Annotated in this window: 16 protein-coding genes and 1 pseudogene; 1 reads left to right on the forward strand and 16 read right to left on the reverse strand. The window is 60.6% G+C overall.

The features are described 5' to 3' along the window. Positions 1 to 283: 283 nt before the first annotated feature. From AACY11_RS11975 to hutC, 16 genes and pseudogenes are all read right to left on the reverse strand, one after another. Positions 284 to 415, reverse strand: a pseudogene (locus AACY11_RS11975) (IS110 family transposase); the annotation flags it as partial. A 106-nt stretch (positions 416 to 521) separates the two neighbouring features. Further along, positions 522 to 3,092, reverse strand: coding sequence for a glucans biosynthesis glucosyltransferase MdoH (gene mdoH, locus AACY11_RS11980; RefSeq protein ID WP_339494834.1), 2,571 nt, complete (start codon positions 3,090 to 3,092; stop codon positions 522 to 524). Continuing rightward, entirely contained in the window at positions 3,085 to 4,899 is a 1,815-nt protein-coding gene (locus AACY11_RS11985) for a glucan biosynthesis protein G (RefSeq protein WP_339432973.1), read from the reverse strand. The genes mdoH and AACY11_RS11985 overlap by 8 nt, the downstream gene beginning before the upstream one ends. A 277-nt stretch (positions 4,900 to 5,176) precedes the next feature. Continuing rightward, positions 5,177 to 5,614 carry a D-aminoacyl-tRNA deacylase gene (gene dtd / locus AACY11_RS11990; protein WP_339494836.1) on the reverse strand — a complete coding sequence of 146 codons (438 nt, stop codon included), beginning with the start codon at positions 5,612 to 5,614 and terminating at the stop codon, positions 5,177 to 5,179. Further along, the gene (pip, locus tag AACY11_RS11995) at positions 5,611 to 6,582 is read right to left on the reverse strand and encodes a prolyl aminopeptidase (protein ID WP_339432975.1); all 972 of its coding nucleotides are present in this window, start codon (positions 6,580 to 6,582) and stop codon (positions 5,611 to 5,613) included. Before pip ends, dtd begins: the two co-directional genes overlap by 4 nt. A 227-nt stretch (positions 6,583 to 6,809) precedes the next feature. Then, positions 6,810 to 7,613, reverse strand: a complete 804-nt coding sequence (gene hutG, locus AACY11_RS12000; protein ID WP_339432976.1) for an N-formylglutamate deformylase — start codon at positions 7,611 to 7,613, stop codon at positions 6,810 to 6,812. A 10-nt stretch (positions 7,614 to 7,623) separates the two neighbouring features. Further along, positions 7,624 to 8,829 carry an imidazolonepropionase gene (hutI, locus tag AACY11_RS12005; protein WP_339464004.1) on the reverse strand — a complete coding sequence of 402 codons (1,206 nt, stop codon included), beginning with the start codon at positions 8,827 to 8,829 and terminating at the stop codon, positions 7,624 to 7,626. A 100-nt stretch (positions 8,830 to 8,929) separates the two neighbouring features. Beyond that, entirely contained in the window at positions 8,930 to 10,462 is a 1,533-nt protein-coding gene (hutH, locus tag AACY11_RS12010) for a histidine ammonia-lyase (RefSeq protein ID WP_339494838.1), read from the reverse strand. Between the two features lie 117 nt (positions 10,463 to 10,579). Beyond that, positions 10,580 to 12,103: a histidine ammonia-lyase gene (gene hutH / locus AACY11_RS12015; RefSeq protein WP_339494840.1), complete on the reverse strand. Its 1,524-nt coding sequence runs from the start codon at positions 12,101 to 12,103 to the stop codon at positions 10,580 to 10,582. Between the two features lie 134 nt (positions 12,104 to 12,237). After that, positions 12,238 to 13,068, reverse strand: coding sequence for a quaternary amine ABC transporter ATP-binding protein (locus AACY11_RS12020; RefSeq protein WP_339432980.1), 831 nt, complete (start codon positions 13,066 to 13,068; stop codon positions 12,238 to 12,240). Next, a complete protein-coding gene (locus tag AACY11_RS12025; RefSeq protein ID WP_221733120.1) occupies positions 13,065 to 13,916 on the reverse strand; it encodes an ABC transporter permease in 852 nt (283 codons plus the stop codon). The genes AACY11_RS12020 and AACY11_RS12025 overlap by 4 nt, the downstream gene beginning before the upstream one ends. Before the next feature lie 70 nt (positions 13,917 to 13,986). Continuing rightward, positions 13,987 to 14,955, reverse strand: coding sequence for an ABC transporter substrate-binding protein (locus tag AACY11_RS12030; protein WP_339432981.1), 969 nt, complete (start codon positions 14,953 to 14,955; stop codon positions 13,987 to 13,989). A 70-nt stretch (positions 14,956 to 15,025) separates the two neighbouring features. Next, positions 15,026 to 16,498 (reverse strand): purine-cytosine permease family protein, encoded by a 1,473-nt coding sequence (locus AACY11_RS12035; RefSeq protein ID WP_339494841.1) that lies wholly within the window; start codon positions 16,496 to 16,498, stop codon positions 15,026 to 15,028. A 174-nt stretch (positions 16,499 to 16,672) separates the two neighbouring features. Beyond that, a complete protein-coding gene (hutU, locus tag AACY11_RS12040; RefSeq protein ID WP_339432999.1) occupies positions 16,673 to 18,355 on the reverse strand; it encodes a urocanate hydratase in 1,683 nt (560 codons plus the stop codon). A 403-nt stretch (positions 18,356 to 18,758) separates the two neighbouring features. Continuing rightward, positions 18,759 to 19,328 (reverse strand): HutD/Ves family protein, encoded by a 570-nt coding sequence (locus tag AACY11_RS12045; RefSeq protein ID WP_339432983.1) that lies wholly within the window; start codon positions 19,326 to 19,328, stop codon positions 18,759 to 18,761. Continuing rightward, on the reverse strand, positions 19,325 to 20,035 hold the full coding sequence (gene hutC, locus AACY11_RS12050; RefSeq protein ID WP_221733185.1) for a histidine utilization repressor: 711 nt from the start codon (positions 20,033 to 20,035) through the stop codon (positions 19,325 to 19,327). Before hutC ends, AACY11_RS12045 begins: the two co-directional genes overlap by 4 nt. Before the next feature lie 145 nt (positions 20,036 to 20,180). Here hutC and AACY11_RS12055 point away from each other — a divergent pair, with 145 nt between their 5' ends. Continuing rightward, positions 20,181 to 21,545 (forward strand): formimidoylglutamate deiminase, encoded by a 1,365-nt coding sequence (locus AACY11_RS12055; protein WP_339432984.1) that lies wholly within the window; start codon positions 20,181 to 20,183, stop codon positions 21,543 to 21,545. Positions 21,546 to 21,600: the final 55 nt, after the last annotated feature.

Raw genomic sequence — 21,600 nt, forward strand, 5'->3', positions numbered from 1 at the left:
TAACGGATCTGCCTCGGTTCGCTCTGGCCCGAGGTGATGTTATCGCTGGCAAGCCAGCTTCATCCCAAGGCGCGGGACTTCTCAGCGCCATAAAAATGTATGGTCAGCCCATCTCCTGCAACCTCATGGGCTGTTTTCGGTAAAGCTGGCTTGCGCTAATGTATCCGGGCTCATTGTGAGCGTTGCTGCAACAACGCTCGACCCTCGATGAGTAGCCGCTCCCGACTGTCCTGAAAAAACCCTCAGCCTCTAAAGCTGATTTTTATGCCAGGTTCTCAGGTACCTGCGCCAATGTGCTGAGCAATTGGCCGCGGTTGGTTTTCTTGCGCAATACCTGATGACCTTTGGCATCCTGGCCATGCAGGTGGAAACTGTGTTTGCCAATGTCGATACCGAGAAGCGTTATCGTATTCATGAGAGATCCTCCGCCGAAAACGAGAAAAGCCCTGCAAGCGTAAACCTGCAGGGCTTCTCGGTCAGGCTGACCATCTCATTAAACCCGCTTTCGCGGGTTTTTTTCATCAGGCCGGTTGAGCCTGCGGGCTGACCGGTCGCAGCGGTAGCAGCGGCGCGTGTGGGTCGGCTTTCACCGATGCGCGCCAGGCGTTGAGCCACTCGGCGTGACCTTCGGCCCAGACCTGCTCGTGCAGCCGCGCCAAAGCGACCGGATCGCTCAACAGTTGCAGGCGATCATGGTTGCTCAGCGCTGCCGGGCCAACCTTCAGTGCGTGACGCACACGCTCCTGACGCAGCCACTCGATCGGCTCCGCCTGGCCGTGACGGGCCGTCGCCAGCGAGCACGCCAAAGCGTTCTGCTGCGGGTCGACCACGGCGCGGACAAAGCCGTCGTTCAGTGCGTGCCAGCGATTTTCGTGGGTGTACTGATCGGTGGCCAACAGCGCCTGTGGCGGATTGTATTCCTCAGGGATGAGGAACAGGCTCTCGTCACGGGACTTCAAGCCCAGACCCACACGGCTGGAAATCACCGACACCGGGATCGACAGCATCAGCGAACCGACGATAGGCACCAGCCACCACAGGAAGCTTGGGTTCAGCCAGATCACCAACAGCGCCCAGCAGAAGCCCAGCAGCGTTTGCGGACCGTGGCGCTTGACCGCCTCGCTCCATGGCGTGGAGTCGTCGTCACGCTGTGGCGAGTTCCAGGTGGCGGCCCACCCCAGGAACGCAGCCAGTACGAAACGGGTGTGGAAAATCATCCGCACCGGCGCCAGCAGCATGGAGAACAGCATCTCCAGCAGCATCGACAGCGTCACTTTGAACTTGCCGCCGAACTCTTTCGCGCCCTTGGCCCAGATCAGGATGATGCTCAACAACTTCGGCAGGAACAGCAGCACGATCGTGGTCGAGAACAGCGCGATTGCCTTTTCCGGGTGCCATTGTGGCCACAGCGGATAGAGCTGGCGCGGTTCGAGGAAGTATTGCGGCTCCATCAGCGTGTTCACCGCCAGCAGCGCGGTGGACAGCACCAGGAAGAAGAACCACAACGGCGCCGACAGGTACGACATCACGCCCGTCAGGAACACCGCACGGTGCACCGGGTGCATGCCTTTGACCAGGAACAGTCGGAAGTTCATCAGGTTGCCGTGGCACCAGCGACGGTCACGCTTGAGTTCGTCGAGCAGGTTGGGCGGCAACTCTTCGTAGCTGCCCGGCAGGTCGTAGGCAATCCACACGCCCCAGCCGGCACGCCGCATCAGCGCCGCTTCCACGAAGTCGTGAGACAGGATCGCCCCGGAAAACGCGCCTTTGCCCGGCAACGGCGCCAGGGCGCAGTGGTCGATGAACGGCTTCATGCGGATGATCGCGTTGTGACCCCAGTAATGGGATTCACCCAACTGCCAGAAGTGCAGACCGGCAGTGAACAACGGGCCATACACGCGGGTCGCGAACTGCTGCATGCGCGCATACAGGGTGTCCATGCCCGACGCACGCGGCGCGGTCTGGATAATCCCGGCGTCCGGCGTGGCTTCCATCAAGCGCACCAGACTGGTCAGGCACTCGCCGCTCATGACCGAGTCGGCGTCGAGCACGACCATGTACTTGTAGTCACCGCCCCAGCGACGGCAGAAGTCGTCGAGGTTGCCGCTCTTGCGTTTCACACGGCGGCGTCGGCGGCGATAGAAAATCTTGCCGAAGCCTTTGGCTTCGCGGCAGACGTCCAGCCAGGCTTGTTGCTCGGCCACGCAGATGTCGGTGTCGTTACTGTCGCTGAGCACGAAGAAGTCGAAACGATCCAGGTCACCGGTAGCGGCCACCGATTCGAACGTCGCACGCAGACCGGCAAACACCCGAGGCACGTCTTCGTTGCAGATCGGCATCACCAGTGCGGTGCGCGCATCTTTTGGAATCGGCTCGTTGCCGGCGCTTTTGCCGGAGATGCGGTATTTATCGTGACCGGTGAGCAATTCGAGAAAGCCCATCAGTGCGGTCCAGAAACCGGCAGACACCCAGCAGAACAGAATCCCGAACAGAATCAGGATGCTGGTTTGCAGCGCATACGGCAGCACTTGCGTGGCCGTTTGCAGCAGCGGCTGGTGCAGGACTTCGTCGAGGTCGACGAACGACCAGCCCTGGTACGGCATGATGCCTTTCATGTACCAGCCGGCAACGATGGTCTGGCCGAGCATCAGCAGCAACAGAATGTAGCGGCGGATCGAACCGACGGTACGCCAGCGCGCGGCCGGCAGTACGTTTTCGTCTTTGGGCGGTTGCGGCGGGTTGGTGCGGCCGGTCAAGCGGCGCCAGCCACGCACCAGAACATTGGTACGCCAAGGCTCCGGCACGACCTTGGTGCGACGAATCGGCGGCGTGGCCTTGAGGCTGATCCGGCCGCTGGCGTCGAGCACCAGCATTTGCGCATCTTCCAGCGCTTCGGCCGTGCTCAGGGTCAGGCGCTTGCCCACCGAAGCCTGGGCGGCTTCGGTCGGCGCGTCGAACGTCGAGGATGACAGGCGTTCATGCAACTCGCTGAACGACTGGCAACCCGCGAGTTCCGCGCGCTGCTCGTCGGTCATCGGCAGATGCGCCAGATACTCGGACAGAGTCTCTGGCTGTACTTGAGAGTTACTCATCGGCAGGCAACTGATAGCTCCAGGTCTCGGTCAGGACTTCTTCAGTCGGTGCCGATTCCGGTGTGGCTGGGGCCGCGTCCGCAGCGGCTGGCTGCTTGGCGTCTTTATTGGCCTTGTCCTTGGCCTCTGCGTCTGGCTTGGCATCTGCCTGTTTGGCCTCGGCTGCCTTGGCTTCCTTGTCGGCTTTCGCTTGTTGCTTGGCGGCCACCTTGTCGGCTTTGGCAACGGAGGAGTTGGACGTCGGCACGGCCGACTTGGCCAGATCAGCGGTTACCAATGGCTGCACCAGGGCGGCACGCATTTCGGTCGACTTGCTCGCGTCCTTGATTTTCATCCGCAGGGTCAAGCGCCAGCCCTTGGTTTCAGGGTTGTAGCGCACGCTGTTTTCAACCAGTTCGGCGTTGTCACCGACGCTGACCTGGCTGCGAACGTCGGCATCCGGGGCCAGCGCCGCCAGCGATGGACCTTCGAAGTCGACCAGGTAGGCAACGCTGCCATCGGGTTGACGGATCAGATTCGACTGCTTGACGTCACCGGTCGAACGCAGCGTCTGCGCAACCCAGGCGCTGTCCGGTGCGTGAATCGCGGCTTCATCCATGGTCCAGTGCATGCGGTAGGCGAAGTCCAGTGGCTGGCCCGGCTCCGGCATTTTTTCCGGGCTCCAGAACGCAACGATGTTGTCGTTGGTTTCGTCGGCGGTCGGAATCTCTACCAGATCAACGGTGCCCTTGCCCCAATCGCCCTTCGGCTCGATCCAGGCGCTTGGGCGCTTGTCGTAGCGGTCGTCGAGGTCTTCGTAGTGGCTGAAGTCACGGCCACGTTGCAGCAGACCGAAACCGCGCAGGTTGTCGACGCTGAAGTTGCTCACGGCCAGGTGTTTAGGGTTGTTCAGCGGACGCCAGATCCACTCGCCATTGCCGGCATGGATCGACAGACCGCTGGAGTCGTGCAGTTCTCGACGGTAGTTGAGGACTTTGGACGGCTGGTTGGCGCCGAACAGGAACATGCTGGTCAACGGGGCGATGCCCAGTTTGCCGACCTTGTCACGCAGGAACATCTGCGCCTTGACGTCGACAATGGTGTCGCTGCCCGGACGCAGGATCAGACGATAGGCGCCGGTGGCACGCGGCGAATCCAGCAGGGCGTAGATCACCAGATGCTTGTCAGCCGGCTTGGGCTGTTCAATCCAGAACTCGCGAAAACGCGGAAACTCTTCGCCCGACGGCAATGCGGTGTCGATGGCCAGGCCACGCGCCGACAGCCCATAGGTGTGCCCCTTGCCGACGACGCGGAAGTAGCTCGCGCCCAGCATGGTCATGATTTCGTCTTGCTTGTCGGCCTTGTTGATCGGGTACAGCACACGGAAACCGGCATAACCGAGTTTATCGGTGGCCTTGGGATCGAATTTCAGATCGCCGAAATCGAAACGCGAAGGATCGTATTTGATCTCTTCGACGGTGTTAGCCGTGATTTCGTTGATTTTCACCGGTGTATCGAAGTGCATACCCTGGTGATAGAAGGACAGTTTGAACGGGGTCTTCTGATCAGCCCACTCAGCCTTTTCGGTGAGGAAGCGGATTTTCTGATAGTCCGCGAATTTCATGTCGCGGAATTCGTTCGGCAGGTTGCTGCGGGGGGCTTCGAACTTCTGTCCGGCCAGCTCTTTAGCCTTGGCCGATACATCGTCAAGATTGAACGCCCAAAGCTGACTGGCGCTGAGCAGGCACAGGAGCGCGGAGCCCGCTACCAAAGCACTTCGAACGCGTTTGGCAGACAATTTTGCTGCATTACAGGGACTAACAATCACGAGCAACCCTCGCCGAAAACAGATCAAAAAACCAACGGCCAGCTATCTATATGCCAGGTTGGCGAGCATTGTTCCGACTCCGCTGGGGCAAAATGATTCCCCAATCGGATCCAGACAAGTCTCTACCTAAGTCAAAAATGGACCAACGAACGCTGATCCCCATAGCGCGCGATTATCTAGTAGCCCGCGTGACAACGCATCAGGGCTAGCAAAGTATTTATCGCGAAAACACCCTAAAAACAGTCGAAATTTCCTAAAGAAGGTGTTTCCGGTGTTTTCAGGTCTGTAACAAAAAGGTAACCGGGCCATCGTTGACCAAATGCACCTGCATATCGGCGCCGAATCTACCTGATGCCACAGTGCCATGCACCTGTTTCGCTTTGCTTAATAGATAGTCGAACAATTCCTCACCCAGAGCCGGTGGCGCCGCCGTTGAAAAGCTCGGCCGCAACCCGCTTTTGGTGTCGGCGGCCAGGGTGAACTGAGAGACCAGCAGCAACCCGCCTCCCACGTCCGTCAAGGACAAATTCATCTTGCCCTCGGCGTCGCTGAATACCCGATAGTTAAGCAGCTTATGCAGAAGTTTGTCGGCGCTGACACGCGTGTCGTCGGGCTCGATCGCCACCAGAACCAGCAACCCCTGATCGACCGCACCCACTATTTCGCCCGCCACCTCTACGCGAGCGCCACGCACTCGCTGTAACAGGCCCTTCATGCTTCTTCGGGCGGCAGGTCGAGCAGGCGCTGGGCCATGTTGCCCGCGGCGCGCACCAGCGCGTCGGTGATACCCGGTTCGGACGCCGCATGACCGGCGTCGCGAATCACCTGCAACTCGCTGTTCGGCCACGCCTGATGCAATTCCCAGGCGTTATCCAGTGGGCAGATCACATCGTAACGACCGTGAATGATCACGCCCGGCAAGTGAGCGATCTTGCCCATGTCGCGAATCAGTTGGTTCGGTTCAAGGAAGGCATTGTTGGTGAAGTAGTGGCATTCGATCCGCGCAATCGACAGCGCGCGCTGCGGCTCGGAGAACCGATCGACCACCAGCGGGTTCGGCCGCAGGGTCGCGGTGCGCCCTTCCCAGGTCGACCAGGCTTTGGCGGCGTGCATCTGGGCGATCTGGTCGTTGCCGGTCAGGCGCTTGTGGAAAGCGCTGAGCAGGTCGTCGCGTTCGTCCAGCGGGATCGGCGCGATGTAGTCCTGCCAGTAATCGGGGAACAGACGGCTGGCGCCAGCCTGATAGAACCACTCGATTTCCTGCGGGCGGCAGAGAAAGATCCCGCGCAGGATCAAGCCATGCACACGCTCCGGATGGGTTTGTGCATAGGCCAGCGCCAGGGTCGAACCCCACGAACCACCGAACAACACCCATTTTTCGATGCCCAGGTGCTGGCGGATGCGCTCAAGGTCGGCGACCAGATCCCAAGTGGTGTTGTTTTCCAGGCTGGCGTGCGGGGTGGAGCGTCCGCAACCGCGCTGGTCGAAAGTGACGATGCGGTACAGGTTCGGATCGAAATAGCGTCGGCTCTGAGCATCGCAACCGGCGCCAGGGCCGCCGTGGATGAACACGACCGGCAAGCCTTGCGGTGAACCGCTCTCGTCGACGTACAGCGTATGCGTGTCGTCGACAGCCAGATCGTGCCGGGCGTGAGGTTTGATCTGCGGGAACAAAGTCTGCATTGCGCGCTCCGTAAGGGGTCGAGGTCATCCCTGGGGGGACTTCTATTATTCTGCCGTTGGGCATCATAAACCCGATTTACGTCAATGAGCATGCCTGTGCACTACCGCGATTTTTCTGCTGCCGATAAACCGAGTGGGAGCGGGCTTGCGCGCGAAAGCGGTGTGTCATTCAACCCATATGTTGACTGATGTGACGCCTTCGCGAGCAAGCCCGCTCCCACAGTGGGTTATGCGGTGTAGTGAGACTTTGCCCAGGCCAGATAGCCCTGCAGCAATTCCTTGAGCACCACTTGCGTCGGCTCGGCCAGGTCGGCGCGATAGCGGAACGGTTCGAACTCCTCCATGTAAGTGCACTGACACAGTTCCAGTTGCACGGCGTGGATGTTCTCGGCCGGGTTGCCGTAATGGCGAGTGATGTGGCCGCCCTTGAAGCGTCCGTTCAGGACGTGGCTGTACTCGCCGTGGCGGGCGCAGATCGCTTCCAGTTGCGTGGCCAGTTGCCGATCACAACTGGCGCCATTGAAGGTGCCGAGGTTGAAGTCTGGCAGTTTGCCGTCGAACAGGTGCGCGATGATCGAGCGGATCGAGTGCGCGTCGAACAGCAACGCGTAACCGAATTCGGCCTTCAACCGCGCCAGTTCTTCCTGCAGGGTGCGGTGGTACGGCGTCCAGATTTGCTCAAGGTACGTCGCGCGTTCTTCTTTGGAAGGCGCCTGGCCTTCCTTGAACAACGGGATGCCATCGAACAGCGTCGCCGGGTACAGCCCGGTGGTGGCGCCGGCGTACAGCGGCGTGTCGTCAGACGGCCGGTTCAGGTCGATGACGAAACGCGAATATTCGGCTGCCAAAGTGCTGGCGCCCAGTTCTTCGGCAAAATCGTACAACTGAGGAATATGCCAGTCGGTGTCCGGCAGGCTTTTCGCATCAGGGATCAGGCCAGCCTCGACCGCAGGCGTCAGACGCAGCCCCGCGTGAGGCATGCTGATCAGCAGCGGCACACGACCTTGTTTGAAACTCAGAACCTTATCCACATCCGTTCTCCTACAGACTTGATTCGACGCCGTGACGCACGACGCGTTTGTCCAGATCACCACCGAGCCAATAGGCCAGGTCCGCCGGACGATCAATGTGCCAGGCGACGAAATCCGCAACCTTGCCGACTTCCAGCGAACCGTGGGTGTCAGCCATGCCCAGCGCTTGCGCCGCATGAATCGTCGCGCCGGCCAAGGCTTCTTCCGGGGTCATGCGAAAACAGGTGCACGCCATGTTGAGCATCAGGCGCAACGACAGCGCCGGCGAAGTGCCGGGGTTGAGGTCGCTGGCGATGGCGATCTTCACTTTGTGCTTGCGCAAGGCTTCCATCGGCGGCAGTTGGGTCTCACGCAGGAAGTAGAACGCGCCCGGCAACAGCACCGCGACCGTGTCGGATTCGGCCATGGCGATGGCGTCGGCTTCGTCCATGAACTCCAGGTGATCGGCCGACAACGCGTGGTAGCGCGCCGCCAGACTGGAGCCGTGCAGCGAGGACAATTGCTCGGCGTGCAGCTTCACCGGCAGACCCAGTTTGTGGGCGGCGATGAACACGCGCTCCACCTGTTCCGGCGAGAACGCCAGGTATTCGCAAAACGCATCCACGGCATCAACCAAACCTTCGGCGGCCAACGCTGGCAGCATCTGGGTGCAGACCAGATCGATGTAATCGTCAGCGCGATCCTTGTATTCCGGCGGTAGCGCATGTGCGGCCAGACAGGTACTGCGCACGCTGATCGGCAGTTCGGCAGCCAGACGCCGAATCACCCGCAGGATCTTGCGCTCATTGGCCAGATCGAGGCCGTAGCCAGATTTCATCTCGACCGTGGTCACGCCGTCACGCATCAGGCTTTTCAAGCGTTTGGCGGCACTGGCGAACAATTCGTCTTCGCTCGCTTCGCGCGTCGCACGTACGGTGCTGGCGATGCCACCGCCGGCCGCGGCGATCTCGGCGTAGCTAACGCCTTGCAGGCGCTTTTCGAACTCGCCGCTGCGGTTGCCGCCGAACACCGTGTGGGTGTGGCAGTCGATCAGGCCGGGGGTGACCCACGCGCCTTGCAAGTCATTGACCGCCGGGTATTCGCCGGATGGCAATTGATTGCGCGGGCCGATCCACTCGATGTGCGCACCGGACGTCACGATGGCCGCATCCTCGATGATCGAGTAGACGCCTTGCGCCATGGTTGCGACGTGGCAGTGTTGCCAGAGGGTTTTCATCCCAAGTCCTCGTCTTGTTCAAAATCGATTCGCGAGTACGCCCGCTCCCACATTTGGAATGCGTTTCCCTGTGGGAGCGGGCTTGCTCGGGAAAAGGCCATCACAGGCTCGGCAAAAGCCTGGCAGGAACCAGCTCGCTCAAGCAACGCGATGCCAACAACTCAGTCGCGGCATTGATGTCCGGCGCAAAGAACCGATCCTTCTCATAGAACGGCACTTCTTTACGCAAAATCGCCCGGGCCTGTTCCAGCTTCGCCGAGGTTTTCAGACCGTTACGCAAGTCCAGGCCCTGCGCCGCCGCCAGCCACTCCACCGCAAGAATCCCGCGGGTGTTCTCGGCCATTTCCCACAGACGCTTGCCGGCCGCCGGGGCCATCGAGACGTGGTCTTCCTGGTTGGCCGACGTCGGCAGGCTGTCCACCGAGTGCGGATGGGACAGCGCCTTGTTTTCGCTGGCCAGCGCTGCCGCCGTCACCTGGGCGATCATGAAACCGGAGTTCACGCCGCCATTGGCCACCAGGAACGGCGGCAGTTGCGACATGTGCTTGTCCATCATCAGCGAGATGCGGCGTTCGCTCAGCGAGCCGATTTCAGCGATGGCCAGGGCCATGTTGTCAGCGGCCATGGCAACCGGTTCGGCGTGGAAGTTACCGCCGGAAATCACATCGCCTTCAGCGGCGAACACCAACGGGTTATCCGACACGGCGTTGGCTTCGATCGCCAGCACTTCAGCCGCTTGACGGAACTGGGTCAGGCACGCGCCCATGACTTGCGGCTGGCAGCGCAGCGAGTAAGGGTCTTGAACCTTTTCGCAGTTCTGGTGCGAGTCGGATACTTCGCTGCGCTCACCGAGCAGATCACGGTAAGCGGCAGCGGCGTCAATCTGGCCTTTCTGACCACGGGCGGCGTGGATACGCGCGTCGAACGGCGAGCGCGAACCGAGCACCGCTTCAACCGTCAAACCGCCCAGCGCCAAGGCGCCAGCGAACAGGTCTTCACCTTCAAACAGACCGCGCAGCGCAAACGCAGTAGACACCTGAGTACCGTTGAGCAGCGCCAGACCTTCCTTCGCCGCCAGCGTCAGCGGCGTCAGACCGGCGACTTTCAGCGCTTCGGTCGCCTCCATCCACTCGCCCTTGTGCCGCGCCTTGCCCTCGCCCAGCAGCACCAGCGACATGTGCGCCAGTGGCGCGAGGTCGCCGGATGCGCCCACCGACCCCTTGAGCGGAATGTGCGGATAAACCTCGGCGTTGATCAGCGCGATCAGCGCATCGATCACCACACGGCGGATGCCGGAGAAACCACGGCTGAGGCTGTTGACCTTGAGCACCATAACCAGCCGCACCAGCGCATCGCTGATCGGCTCACCGACACCGGCGGCATGGGACAACACCAGCGAACGCTGAAGGTTTTCCAGGTCTTCGCTGGCGATGCGGGTCGAGGCCAGCAGGCCGAAACCGGTGTTGATGCCGTAGGCTGTGCGGTTCTCGGCGAGGATCTGCTCGACGCAGGCAACGCTGGCTTCGATCTGCGTTGATGCACTGTTGTCGAGGGTCAGCTTGACCGGGTTTTGAAAAACATCACGCAGTTGGGCCAGGCTCAGTTGGCCGGGGATCAGGTTCAGCGCAGTCATTTAAATGCTCCTTTTGAGAGTTTGTTATTAACTACCAGTCGCTCCGGAGCATTCCGTTATCCGTCGTTTCTCGTCTTGTGGACGATCCGCGCCTTGGCACGCTGGTATGGGTGTTTGTCAGTGCAGATTCGGTAAGACGTTGTGCAGCGCGTTCGTATCTTTCAAAACGCTCGCAGCAGCGGCGATATCCGGCGCCAGCCAGCGGTCCTGATCGTAGGCCGGGACTTTCTCACGCAGCAGGCGCCACGCGATATCAGTGCCCGCGCCAAAACGCTGCTCTTTCAAGAATTCAAACGCCTGCGCCGCCAGCAGATATTCGATGGCGAGGATCTGCGTGCAGTTTTCCAGGGCGCGGTGCAGCTTCAGCGCAGCGTTGGTGCCCATGCTCAGGTGGTCTTCCTGCAAGCCTGAGGTGATGTAGTTGTCGAGCACCGCCGGCTGCGCCAATTGACGGTTTTCGGCACACAGCGACGCGGCGACGTATTGCACGATCATCATCCCCGAGTTCACCCCCGGGTTGGCCACCAGAAACGCCGGCAAACCGCTGACGTGCGGGTTGACCAAGCGATCGAGACGACGTTCGGCAATCGAGCCGATTTCGGCCATGGCGATTGCCAGCAGATCCGCCGCCATCGCCACCGACTGGCCGTGCGGATTGGCTTGCGACATGACCCGGAAGTTATCCGGCGTACCGAGCAGCAACGGATTGTCAGTGCAGCCGTTGAGTTCGGCTTCGACCTGCTTGATCGCGTGCGCCAGTTGATCGCGCGCGGCGCCATGCACCTGCGGGATCGAACGGATACTCAAGGCGTCCTGCGTGCGAATGCCTTTGCTTGAGGCGATCACTTCACTGCCGTCGAGCAGGGCGCGCAGATTGACACCAACCTGCTGCATGCCCGGGTGCGGCTTGAGCGCGATGATCTCGGCATCGAACGCCGCAATCTGTCCGCGCTGGGCTTCGAAACTCATCGCGCCGATCACGTCGGCCCATTGCAGCAGACGCGTGGCATCGGCAATCGCCAGGCAACTGAGGCCGGTCATGCAAGGCGTGCCGTTGACCAGGCACAAACCGTCCTTCGCCCCCAGTGGCACCGGTTGCAGCCCCTCTTCGGCCAACGCCTGTTGCGCCGAGGTGATCTGGCCGCGATAGCTGACATTGCCCACGCCCAGCAGCGCGATGCCGATGTGTGCCATGTGGGTCAGGTAACCCACCGAACCTTGCGACGGCACTTGCGGGGTGATGCCGCGATTGAGCAGCGCCAGCAGCCCTTCGACCACCCGCCGATGAATGCCGGATTTGCCGTGGCTGTAGTTGTGGATCGCCGCGCAGATGATCGCGCGGGTCTGTTCGTCAGGCAGTACCGGACCAACGCCGCAGGCGTGGCTGAGCAAGGTATTGCGCGACAACTGGCTGAGTTGTTCGTCTTTGAGCGAGACGTTGGACAACCCGCCCAGACCAGTGTTGACGCCATACGCGCGCTCGCCGCTTTCGACGATGCGCTGGACGATACCCTGAGCGTTTTCGATGCGCGCCCAGGTCTCGCTCGACAACTCCAATTGCGCGCCGTGCCGGGCGACGGCGACCACGTCCTGCCAACGCAGGGGGCTGCCAGTGATAACGATTTTTTCAGCCTGGGACATCTAAAACCTCAACCGTAATATTGATGCAGCTTTACCGACGCCTTCGCGAGCAAGCCCGCTCCCACAGGGGACGCATTCCAAATGTGGGAGCGGGCTTGCTCGCGAAGGGGCCGGACCAGCCAACACAAAACTGCCTAAACCACCGCCGCCCGCCGCTGCACGAACCGGTCGACATATTCATCAGCCGGCGAATGCAGGATTTCTCTTGGCGTGCCGACCTGAATCAGCTTGCCATCCTTGAGAATTGCAATGCGATTCCCGATGCGCACGGCTTCGTCGAGGTCGTGGGTGATGAAGACGATGGTCTTGTGCAGGGTCTTTTGCAGCTCCAGCAACTGGTCTTGCATCTCGGCGCGGATCAACGGATCCAGGGCGCTGAACGCTTCGTCCATCAGGATGATGTCGGTGTCCGCCGCCAGAGCCCGGGCCAGGCCGACACGCTGGCGCATGCCACCGGACAGTTGGTGCGGGTATTTGTTTTCGTAGCCCTTGAGGCCCACGGTATTGATCCAGTGCAGCGCACGCTCGTTACACATCTGCTTGCTCTCGCCACGCACTTTCAGGCCGTAGGCGACGTTGTCGAGGACGGTCTTGTGCGGCAGCAGGCCGAAGCTCTGGAACACCATGCTGATCTTGTGCCGACGAAATTCGCGCAGGGCATCCATGTCGTATTGCAGGATGTCCACGCCGTCGACCAGGATCGCGCCGCTGGTCGGGTCGATCAGACGATTGAAGTGGCGCACCAGGGTCGATTTGCCCGAGCCGGACAGGCCCATGATCACGAAGATCTCGCCGGTGCCGATGCTCAGCGACAGGTCATTGACCCCGACCACGCAACCGGTTTCGCTCAGTACCTGATCCTTGGTCTTGCCCTGGCCGACCATCGCCAGTGCGTCCTTGGCACGGTTGCCGAAAATCTTGAAGACGTTTTTGACTTCGATCTTGCTCACGGTTGCGTCGTTCATTTGCTCACCTCATGCCGTGGCCGACCGTATGCCTGAGTAATGCGGTCGATGACCACTGCGAGAATCACGATCGCCAGACCGGCTTCGAGGCCGCGTCCGACGTTGAGGGTCTGAATGCCCACCAGTACGTCTTCACCCAGACCCCGGGCACCGATCATCGAGGCGATCACCACCATCGACAGGGCCATCATGGTGGTCTGGTTGATCCCGGCCATGATGCTTGGCAGGGCCAGCGGCAGTTGCACGCCGAACAGTTGCTGCCAGCGGTTGGCGCCGAAAGCGTTGATGGCCTCCATCACCTCGCCGTCGACCTGGCGAATGCCCAGATCAGTCAGGCGAATCAGCGGTGGTGCGGCGTAGATGACGGTCGCGAAAATCGCCGGCACCTTGCCCAGACCGAACAGCATCAGCACCGGGATCAGGTACACGAAGCTGGGCATGGTTTGCATGATGTCGAGCAGCGGCATCAACACCGAACGCAGGCGATTGCTGCGTGCCGAGAGAATCCCCAGCGGGATGCCGATCAGCACCGAAATGATCGTCGCGACCATCATCAGCGCCAGGGTTTGCATGAGCTTGTCCCACAGGCCGACAGCGCCCACCAGAAACAGCAAACCGACGATCACCGCGGTGGTCGCCACTTTGCGTGTGGCGTGCCAGGCCACGGCGCCGACGATCGCCAGCATCAACCACCAGGGTGCTGCACGCAGCATGCCTTCGAGGTTGACGATGGCCCACAGCAGCGTGTCGGAGATATGGCGGAACACATCGCCGTAGTTGGTGACCAGCGAATCGACCCAACCGTTGACCCAGTCGGCGATGGAAAAGGTAAAGCTTTCGGGAAACATAAGAGACTCTCAATCAAGGGGTTGCGATCAAGCGTCCGACTGCCGATGCCGGCAGCCGGAGAAGCTCAACCTACAAGGCCGCGTCGATTTTCCTGGCGGCGTCGTCGCTCACCCACTTGTGCCAGACTTCAGGATGTTCCTTGAGGAAGATTTTCGCCAGTTTCGGCGACTCGATACGTTCCTTCGCCATGCGTCCCAGGTTCTGGTTCAGCAGGTCGATCGGCAGGTTGACCTTTTCCAGCACGGCCACCAGTTCCGGGGCTTGCTCGTGGAAGGTTTTCGACAGGCCGACCTTGATGCTCACTGTCTTGTCGACGCCCGGTTTTTCTTCGAGCTTGACCGCGTCGATCTGGCCCATCAGCGGGGTCGGCGACCAGTAGTAGAACAGGATCGGTTCACCACGCTTGTAGCTCGACAACACCGCCGCATCCAGCGCCGGGCCGGTGCCCGGACGGAAGTTGGTGTAGCTGCTTTCCAGACCATAGCTTTTGAGCATTTCGCTGTTGTCCAGTTCGCAGGTCCAGCCAGCCGGGCAGTTGTAGAAACGGCCTTTGGAAGGTTCTTCAGCGTCCTTGAACACGGCGGCGTATTTGCCCAGGTCTGCGATGTTTTTCAGGTCCGGGGCTTTGGGCTCAAGCTTGCGCTTGGCGTCGCCTTCGATCACGTAGCGCGGCACGTACCAGCCTTCAACGGCGCCCACGATCGGCGCGCCGACACCAACGACCTTGCCGGCCTTCTCGGCCTTGTTCCAGACCTCGCTGCGGCCGACCCATTCTTCGGCGAACACTTGAATGTCGTTGCTGCTCAGGGCGTTTTCCATGGTGATGGAGTTGCCCGGCAAGCTATCGGTCTTGCAGTCGTAACCTTTCTCCAGCACCACTTGCAGCACGTCAGTCAGCAGCATGGCGCTTTCCCAGTTCAGCCCGGCGAATTTCACCGGTTTGCCCGATTCGCACCAGCCGGCCGCCTGGGTGGCGCCGGCACTGGCGAGCAGGCCCATCGAAAGCAGTGTGGTCAGCAGGGTCTTGTTCGATTTCATTGTCGTGACGCTCCTAATCATGAGTTGGGCTTACGGCAGTCAAGAGGCATCCAGCCCTGTCCACGTCCAATCAGGCCTGCGCCGCAGCGCGACTGGCCCTGTTTTTCTCAGGTTGTGCATGGCTGTCCTGCTCGACCGGCAGAATCAGGTGATCGGGCACCGTGCTGTGCCATTTTTTTGCGCACACGTAATAAAGGGCGGCGGGCAGCACCAGGCCGATGATCCAGGAAATATCCACATCGCCGAGGGCGGCCACCAGCGGGCCGGTGTAGAACTTGGTGGAAATGAACGGCAGTTGCACCAGCACACCGAACACATAGACGCTGATACCGAGGACGTTCCAGCGGCCGTAGCGACCATTTGGATCGGCCAGTGCCGGCACGTCATAGCGCTCGCGGGTGATGCAGTAGTAGTCGACCAGGTTGATCGCGCTCCAAGGCGTGAAAAACGCCAGCAGGAACAGAATGAAGGACTTGAACGCACCGAGGAACGAGTGCTGACCGAGCAATGCGATCAGCGTTGCCGCCCCGACGATGACCACCACGAAAACCAGACGCTGCAAGCGCGACACCGTCAGGTGGCCACGGAAACCGCTGATGATGGTCGCGATGCACATGAAGCTGCCGTAGGAGTTCAGCGTCGAGATGGTGACCTTGCCGAACGCGATGCTGAAATACAGCAACGCAGCGGTGGCACCGGTTCCGCCCAGACCGACGATATAAGCCACTTCATGGCCGGCGAACTGGCCGTTGGCTGAAGCGGCAGCGAACACACCAAGGATCATCGCCACTTGTGCGCCAATCACCGAACCGGCGCCCGCAGCGAAAAAGGTTTTCACCGCTGACGTCTTGCTCGGCAGGTAGCGTGAGTAGTCCGCCACGTAAGGGCCGAAAGCGATCTGCCAGGACGCCGCGAGCGACACCGCCAGCAAAAAACTGCTCCAGCTAAAGTGACGGATTTGCAGGAGTGCACCGACGTCGGTCTGGCTCATCAGACGCCAGAACAGAAATACGAAAGCAATCACGCCAATGACGCTGGCGACGCGGCCAATCCAGTGGATCACCCGATAACCCATCACCGTGACCAGCACGATGACACTGGCGAAGATCAGAATGCCGATGCTGTCGCTGACGCCAAACAACTGGCCCAGCGCCTGGCCGGAAAGCACCGTGCCCGTAGCGGTGAAACCCAGGTACATCAGGCACACCAACACAATCGGGATGGCCGCGCCATAAACGCCGAACTGCACACGGCTGGAAATCATCTGCGGCAGACCGAGCTTCGGCCCTTGCGCCGCATGCAGTGCCATCACCCCGCCGCCCAGCAGTTGACCGATCAACAGACCGATCAACGACCAGAACACATCACCGCCCAGCACCACGGCCAACGCCCCGGTGACAATCGCGGTGATTTGCAGGTTGGCACCCATCCACAGGGTGAATTGGCTAAACAGACGACCGTGTCTTTCCGCTTCCGGGATGTAGTCGATCGAACGCCTTTCGATCAACGGTTTGTTGCCTGCACGATCAGGGTTAACAGCCATGATTCAACCTCTGTGGATTGTTATTCGAGTTCACTGAGCGTCTTGCGTGGGTTGCTTTTGGTGGGAGCGGGCTTGCTCGCGAAGGGGTCGGCACATTCGAAACATGTGCTGATTGATCCACCGCATTCGTGAGCAAGCCCACCCCCACCCAAAGCATTTCCCACAGAGTTGCGTTTATTGACCGGTAATCATCGGCAGGTTCAGGCCCTGTTCCTTGGCGCAGTCGATGGCGATCTGGTAACCGGCATCGGCGTGACGCATGACACCCGTGGCCGGGTCGTTGTGCAGCACGCGGGCGATACGCTCGGCCGCTTCGTCCGTACCGTCGCAGACAATCACCATGCCCGAGTGCTGGGAGAAGCCCATGCCCACGCCGCCGCCGTGGTGCAGGGACACCCAGGTCGCGCCGCTCGCGGTGTTGAGCAGAGCGTTGAGCAGAGGCCAGTCGGACACGGCGTCGGAACCGTCCTGCATCGATTCGGTTTCACGATTCGGGCTGGCCACCGAGCCGGAATCGAGGTGATCACGACCGATCACGATCGGCGCCGACAACTCGCCGCTACGGACCATTTCGTTGAATGCCAGACCCAGCTTGGCGCGCAGGCCCAGGCCAACCCAGCAGATACGCGCCGGCAAGCCCTGGAAGCTGATGCGCTCACGGGCCATGTCCAGCCAGTTGTGCAGGTGGGCGTCGTCCGGGATCAACTCTTTGACCTTGGCGTCGGTTTTGTAAATATCCTGTGGATCGCCCGACAGGGCCGCCCAACGGAACGGACCGATGCCACGGCAGAACAGCGGACGGATATAGGCCGGTACGAAACCCGGGAAGTCGAATGCGTTTTCAACACCTTCTTCCTGAGCCATCTGACGGATGTTGTTGCCGTAGTCGAAGGTCGGGATGCCTTGCTTCTGGAATTCCAGCATCGCTTTGACGTGCACGGCCATCGACTGCTTGGCGGCTTTGATCACAGCGGCAGGTTCGGTCTTGGCGCGGGCGCGGTATTCGTCCCAGCTCCAGCCGGCCGGCAGGTAGCCGTTGAGTGGGTCGTGGGCGCTGGTCTGGTCGGTGACCATGTCCGGGCGCACGCCACGCTTGACCAGTTCCGGCAAAATTTCAGCGGCGTTGCCCAGCAGCGCGATGGAAATCGCTTTACCTTCTTTGGTGTACTTGTCGATGCGCGCCAGGGCGTCGTCGAGGTCAGTGGCTTGCTCGTCGACGTAACGGCTTTTCAGGCGGAAATCGATGCTGACCTGCTGGCATTCGATGTTCAGCGAGCAAGCGCCGGCCAGGGTTGCGGCCAGAGGCTGAGCGCCACCCATGCCGCCCAGCCCGGCGGTCAGGACCCACTTGCCGGTAAGGTTGTCGTTGTAGTGCTGACGACCGGCCTCAACGAAGGTTTCGTAGGTGCCCTGGACGATGCCCTGGCTGCCGATGTAGATCCAGCTGCCGGCGGTCATCTGGCCGTACATGGCCAGGCCTTTGGCGTCGAGTTCGTTGAAATGCTCCCAGCTCGCCCAGTGCGGGACGAGGTTGGAGTTGGCGATCAGTACGCGCGGGGCGTTGCTGTGAGTCTTGAACACGCCGACCGGCTTGCCGGATTGCACCAGCAGGGTCTCGTCGTCATTGAGATTGGTCAGGCTCTCGACGATCTTGTCGTAGCACTCCCAGTTACGCGCCGCACGACCGATGCCACCGTAGACCACCAGTTCTTTCGGGTTCTCGGCCACTTGCGGATCAAGGTTGTTCATCAGCATGCGCAGCGGCGCTTCGGTCAGCCAGCTTTTGGCGGTCAGCTTGTTACCGCGTGCGGCACGGATTTCGACGTCACGGTGCTTTGTAAAAGGGGCAGCGGTCATTTTGTTGTCAGTCACGAAAAAGACTCCTCAGCGATCAATTCAAACCAACCCTGGCAGTGGGCAAGCAGCCTGTGCGCTTCAATGCGCGCAAGCGAATCAGTGGACGCTGCAGAGAGTCTCGAGCGACTCATACGCATACGTCTTTACTTGTACATACAAGCATATGCAATCAAGCGGCCAACTTGTTGAAGGGCGGCTCAAGAAACATAGCGGACGAGGCTGGAGGACGCCTGAATCAAGGGTTCTGGCGTGGGTTAAATTTTTCGCGGGGGTGTGTTTGGGGCATTGCGAGAGGGTTACGAAAGCGTGGTGTTGCGCCACGCTGGGGCGTTCGGTAACAAATTGGTGCGCCGGGGAAACAAGAAGTGTGAATACATGGACAGGATGTGTGACCCGATTCAGGTCAGCGTGCTGTCAGCTCGATTACGCAGCAACCGCCATCGACGGAGATTTCAACCAACCCGGTGTTACCGTCCAGTTGCAGGCAATCATGCCGGCCAAGTTGTGCCCTGTCCTCACCGACTGTCACTTGCAGCAACTCACTGACACTGAACACCAGCAGCGTCCCCGCCGAGCTGAAAAACCGCTGCGCGCCGTCCAGCCATTGCAAACGTGCGCTGTAGCGCTGCGGAGCATAGATCAGGTTGAAATCGCGAATCGCCCCGCCAAGCAACGTGCAGGACACTTGGCTTTCACCTCCGAAAGCGAACGGGTCGAGGGGTAACAGAGGCTGGGTGTCGTCACCGTCCACACACAAGGTCATGCCGTCACCCTGCAACACGGTGATCACCCGTTGATAACCGGCGAAGGTCGAAAAACCGCCCGACTCCGCGATATCGGCAATCGATAGGCGCCAGCCAAAACCCTCCAGACCTGCGCCCGCATCGCGGGTGATTTCTTCAGTGCTGCCGCCGCCGTTCTTCCACGGCATGCGCGGGTAGCCTTCGGCGCGTAAAACTTTCAAACCATTCATTTATGAAAGCGTCCTTCCAGACGATGACGAGAACCTGGGTGAATCAGACGCGCAGCCGTCACCGGTTGACGCCCCGACCAGGTGCGGCGGCGAATCAGCAGGCACGGCTCGCCTTTCTCGATCTGCAGCAACTTGCACTCCGACGGCTCGGCAAGAATCGCTTCAACCACATGCTCGCCCTCGGTCAGCGGCGCGACCTGGTTGAGGTAGGCGTAAGGCGTTTGCAGGGTGAAGTCCTGCTTCAAGTATTGCGGGGCGACCAGCGCGTTGACGAAACGGTCCTCGATTTGCACCGGGATGTCGTTTTCGTAATGCACGATCAGCGAGTGAAAGACTTTCTGCCCTTCGCGCATGTCCAGCGCCAGCGCCCGCTCGGAACCGGCGGCCTCTTCTTCAAGGGTGATGACCTGGCAAGTATGGCGATGACCACGGGAGGCGATTTCATCAGCGATGTTGTGCACTTCAAACAGCGCGGACTGGCTCTTCGGTTCGGCGACAAAAGTGCCGACACCTTGCATGCGCACCAACAGGCCGTCGGCGGTCATCTCGCGCAGCGCGCGGTTGATGGTCATGCGGCTGAAACCGAGTTGATTGACCAATTCGCTTTCCGACGGCACGCGGTAGTGCGGCGGCCAGTTACCGCTGTCGATCTGCTGGGTAATCATCTGTTTGACACGCGCGTACAAGGGCGCCGGACTGTCGCCCATGTTCGCGGCCAACGGGGAAACTGGAGGCGGAGTCGGCACGGTGGATCCTTGTTCGTCGGTAGAGGTTGCTAGCTTGCCGGAGTTTACCGAGCAGGCAAACGTCTGTATATGTATATACAAATAACACACGATGGGGTGCTGAACCATGTCCGCTTTCTTTGCCGAACGCGCGCTGCTGCCTAACGGATGGGCCAATCATGTACGTCTTGAGGTCAGCGCTGATGGCGTGTTGACCCAAATCCAGGCCGATTCCACCGCAGAGGGCGCCGAACGGCTGAGCGGGCCGTTGCTGCCGGGGATGCCCAATCTGCACTCCCACGCGTTCCAGCGGGCGATGGCCGGGCTGGCCGAAGTGGCCGGCAATCCCAACGACAGTTTCTGGACCTGGCGCGATCTGATGTATCGGCTCGTCGGAAAAATCAGCCCGGATCAACTCGGCGTGATCGCCCGACAGCTGTACATCGAAATGCTCAAGGCCGGTTACACCTCGGTGGCCGAATTTCATTACGTACACCACGACAGCAAGGGTCAGCCGTACGCCGACCCGGCCGAACTGGCGTTGCGCATCAGTCAGGCTGCCAGTGACAGCGGCATCGGCCTGACGCTGCTGCCGGTGCTCTACAGCCATGCAGGTTTCGGCGGCCAGCCCCCGAATGACGGCCAGCGCCGCTTCATCAACAGCAGCGAAAACTACTTGAAGCTGCAATCACGTTTGCAGCCGCTGTTGGCACAGCAAAAGGCGCAATCGTTGGGTCTGTGCTTCCACTCGTTGCGCGCGGTCACCCCGCAGCAAATCAGCGAAGTGCTGGCGGCCAGTGACAAGCAGTGCCCGGTGCACATCCACATCGCCGAGCAGCAAAAGGAAGTCGATGACTGCCTGAGCTGGAGCGGGCGCCGCCCCCTGCAATGGCTCTATGAAAACACCGAAGTCGATCAACGCTGGTGCCTGGTCCATGCCACTCACGCCAATCCGGAAGAAGTCACGCTAATGGCCAAGAGTCGCGCCATCGCCGGTTTGTGCCTGACCACCGAGGCCAACCTGGGCGACGGGATTTTCCCGGCCGTGGACTTCCTCGCTCAAGGTGGCCGCCTGGGTATCGGCTCTGACAGCCATGTGTCACTCAGCGTGGTGGAAGAATTGCGTTGGCTGGAATACGGCCAGCGTCTGCGTGATCAACGACGCAACCGCTTGTATGGCGCGGATCAGCCGATGGTCGGGCGCACGTTGTACGACGCCGCGCTGGAGGGCGGTGCTCAGGCACTGGGGCAACCAATTGGAGCGCTTGAAGTCGGTAAGCGGGCGGACTGGATTGTGCTCGATGGCAATGATCCGTACCTGGCGACGGCCAATGGCGACGGGATTCTGAATCGCTGGTTGTTTGCCGGCGGTGATCGTCAGGTGCGTGACGTGCTGGTTAATGGCCAGTGGGTGGTGCGCGATGGGCGGCATGCGGGGGAAGAAGACAGTGCGCGAGCCTTCACTCAAGTCCTGCGCGAGCTTTTAGGCTGACACAACGCAAAAAATGTGGGAGCGGACTTGCTCGCGAAAGCGGTGTATCGGTCAA

It is taken from the genome of Pseudomonas sp. RA_105y_Pfl2_P56, assembly GCF_963970845.1.
In the GTDB taxonomy this organism is placed as follows: Bacteria; Pseudomonadota; Gammaproteobacteria; order Pseudomonadales; family Pseudomonadaceae; genus Aquipseudomonas; species Aquipseudomonas baetica_A.